This window comes from Microcoleus sp. S13C4 (assembly GCF_036700865.1).
Classification (GTDB): domain Bacteria; phylum Cyanobacteriota; class Cyanobacteriia; order Cyanobacteriales; family Microcoleaceae; genus Microcoleus.
In genome coordinates this window covers 1-1306 of sequence record NZ_JAUBPS010000172.1, presented here as the reverse complement: position 1 = coordinate 1306, position 1306 = coordinate 1, and the positions used below count along the sequence as shown (strand labels likewise).

The window sequence follows — 1306 nt, the reverse complement described above, 5'->3', positions numbered from 1 at the left end:
TAATAATTAAGTGGGGTCGTAAAATCAAAAATAAGGGCAATGCGTGTATCACAGTTTAAATGTGCAACAGCTTATCTCCCGACAAAACATCATTGCCGGAGTTGCCCGAGATGGAATCGCTGCCTTTTCCGCCCACTAAAAAATCGTTACCTTCTCCGCCGTTAACAGTATCGTTATCTAAATCTCCAAACAGCGAATCTTGACCTGAGTTGCCATCAACTAAATCACTTTGCTTCCCTCCAAAAATGCTGTCATTACCCAAGTTTCCCGCAATGGTGTCATTGCCCATCAAACCAAAAATCAGGTCATCTTCTGAAGTTCCTGCTAGCAAGTTTGCTTGGGCGGTGTCTCTAATTTCTGCCATGTTCCGATCACTCTCTAAAGTTGATAGTCCCGTTACCTTTAGGCAAGGGAATTCTCAGTACAAACATTTCCAAATTCGCACTATGGGCTAATTTGACTAAAATATTTTAGGTATGAGAAGCCTATTTTATGATATATTATACGCAGCTAGAATTATAAGTAAATCCGCCTGTCGAGATATATAAAATCGCCCTAGATACAAATATACCCGCCTATATTTGAGAGTTGGCATTATAACCAGGGGTGCCGCCGTGCAACTGCAAACCCCCAAGCTAAACTTTTTAGCGGTGCGAACCTATGAAATTTTGTACTGCGTTCATTAGTAATATACGCTGACTCTATAATTTTGGATCTGTACAGTCAGAAATTATTTTTCAACTTTAATCTTAAATCCTCCGAAGGTGGGCTTTGTCTGTGTAGCGGCGACCACCATCGCTCAATATAAAGTGGATTATAAATGCGGAATTGGCATAATAAGTTAGTTGAACAGTCGTTTTCAGACGACTTAAGCTTTCAGGCAGGGGTTTAAACCCCTGCCTAATCGGAGTTTCACATTAAGTTGACACAAATGAGTTGGGCTTGGGAAGGCAAAAAAGCAGTTTTTTCCCTTCTTCTTTCTTCCTTCTTCATGACTTACGCAAGACTTACGCAAGCACACATTGCGACTGTTAATAAAACCTTAATTTAATTATATACTGCCGCCGCAACTCGATCAAGTCTGCACGGAAAAGTCCTCTGGATCGATATCCCAATTTACCCAGCGAATTGCCTCCCTAGCTGATGCCAGGTTAGGCGGCACTCTCAAAGCGTGAATGAATCCCGTACTCGGACAAGTCATTTTTAACAAACAAATCGGCTCGACATCGGCATTAAGCTGTTGCACATTTAAACTGTGATACACGCATTGCCCTTATTTTTGATTTTACGACCCCACTTAATTATT

The 1306-nt window shown here is 41.2% G+C and carries 1 protein-coding gene and 1 pseudogene; both read right to left on the bottom strand.

The window, feature by feature from the left end:
* Nucleotides 1–55 precede the first annotated feature (55 nt).
* Nucleotides 56–364 (bottom strand): calcium-binding protein, encoded by a 309-nt coding sequence (locus QT996_RS28490; protein WP_333050855.1) that lies wholly within the window; start codon nt 362–364, stop codon nt 56–58.
* Nucleotides 365–1075: 711 nt separating this feature from the next.
* A pseudogene (locus QT996_RS28485) lies at nt 1076–1234 on the bottom strand (DUF6745 domain-containing protein); the annotation flags it as partial.
* Between the last annotated feature and the right edge of the window lie 72 nt (nt 1235–1306).